General features: G+C 71.0%; 2 protein-coding genes. Both read right to left on the bottom strand.

Going from position 1 to position 1,331, the window contains the following annotated elements:
• Positions 1-766, bottom strand: a 766-nt coding sequence (locus tag ACOADB_RS15395; RefSeq protein WP_378600277.1) for an amidohydrolase family protein, incomplete at its 3' end; no start/stop codon positions are given.
• Positions 763-1,331: AMP-binding enzyme (locus ACOADB_RS15390; RefSeq protein WP_420280919.1), on the bottom strand; the 569-nt coding region annotated here is incomplete at its 5' end. The genes ACOADB_RS15390 and ACOADB_RS15395, both read right to left, overlap by 4 nt.

The following is a 1,331-nucleotide window of genomic DNA, read 5'->3' as shown; positions in this document are numbered from 1 at the left end:
GTGACCAGGCTCTGCGGCTTGGCGACATCCGGTCCGCCCTGCAGCGCGCGGCCCCTGGCCCGCAGTACCTTGTTGAGGCGGCGCCGCTCCTGCGTCGTGCGTACGTCGACGGCAGGGTCCGCGAGCGGCAGGTCTCGCCGTCCAGCTTGTCGAACATCAGCTGCTGCGAGGACATGCCGACGAAACCAGCATCGAGTGCGTCGACCAGGTCGGCCTCCATCTGCGCCAGCTCGGCCGCCGTCGGCCTCACCGCGGCGTCGGTCGACCGCTCCAGGCCCATCCGGGCGGCCCGGATGTCCGAGTGCCCGATGAAGGCGGCGACGTTCGGCCCGAGCGGCAGGGCCTCCAGTGCGGCGACGTACTCCCCCGCCGTCGTCCAGGTCCTGGTGTCGTCCAGTGCGCCAACGACGTAAGGGCGCGGGATCGCCTCGACGCGGCCGAACAGGTCACCCGCATCGGAGGGGCTCGCGTGGACGGTCGACAGCGAGCAGGACCCGAGCAGGATCGTGGTGACACCGTGGCGCAGCGACTCGACCAGCGCGGGCTGCACCAGCACCTCGACGTCGTAGTGCGTGTGGATGTCGACCATGCCCGGGATCACCCAGTGGCCGGCGGCGTCGATGACCCGCGGGCACTCCGCTTCATCGAGGTCGGTCTCGCTGATCTCGACGACCCGACCGTCGCGGACGCCGAGGCTGCGGACCGCCGAGGCCGCACCCGTGCCGTCGAACCAGCGGCCGTTCTTCACGATCACGTCGAAGCTCATCGGTAGGTCCTCTCTCGCTCGCCACGTGCCCACACGGGGTCGGTCGTGGCCACACCCTCGGCGCGCAGCTCCCTCTTGAGCACCTTGTTCGTGGCGGTGCTCGGCAGCGCCTCCGCGATCCGCACATGGCGCGGCCACGCCTTCGGCGACAGGTCCGCCTGCGCGTGCAGGAACGCACCGAAGTCCTCCGGGGTCAGCACGGCGCCCTGCCGCAACACCAACGCGCTCATCACCTGGTCGCCGACCCGCTCGTCGGCGACGGCGTAGACCGCGGCCTGGGAGATCGCGTCGTGGCGCAGCAGCAGCTGCTCGAGGGGCGCGGCCGCGATGTTCTCGCCGTCGACACGCAACCAGTCATCGGTCCGGCCGGCGAGAAACACGAAGCCGTCCGCGTCCCGGTAGGCGAGGTCGCCGGACCAGTACATGCCACCGTCGAGCCGCTCCGCCGTGGCCCGCTCGTCGTTGTAGTACCCGGCGAAGAACCCGGCGCCCTGCGTGTTCACCAGCTCACCGACCGCATCGTCGAGGTTGACGACGCGACCATCCGCGTCACGCACCGCACGGC

Origin of the sequence: Nocardioides sp. CPCC 206348, assembly GCF_048654705.1 — a bacterium.
Taxonomy (GTDB): domain Bacteria; phylum Actinomycetota; class Actinomycetes; order Propionibacteriales; family Nocardioidaceae; genus Nocardioides.
The sequence above is the reverse complement of the archived record's forward strand: the minus strand, read 5'-3'. Positions and strand labels throughout refer to the sequence as shown.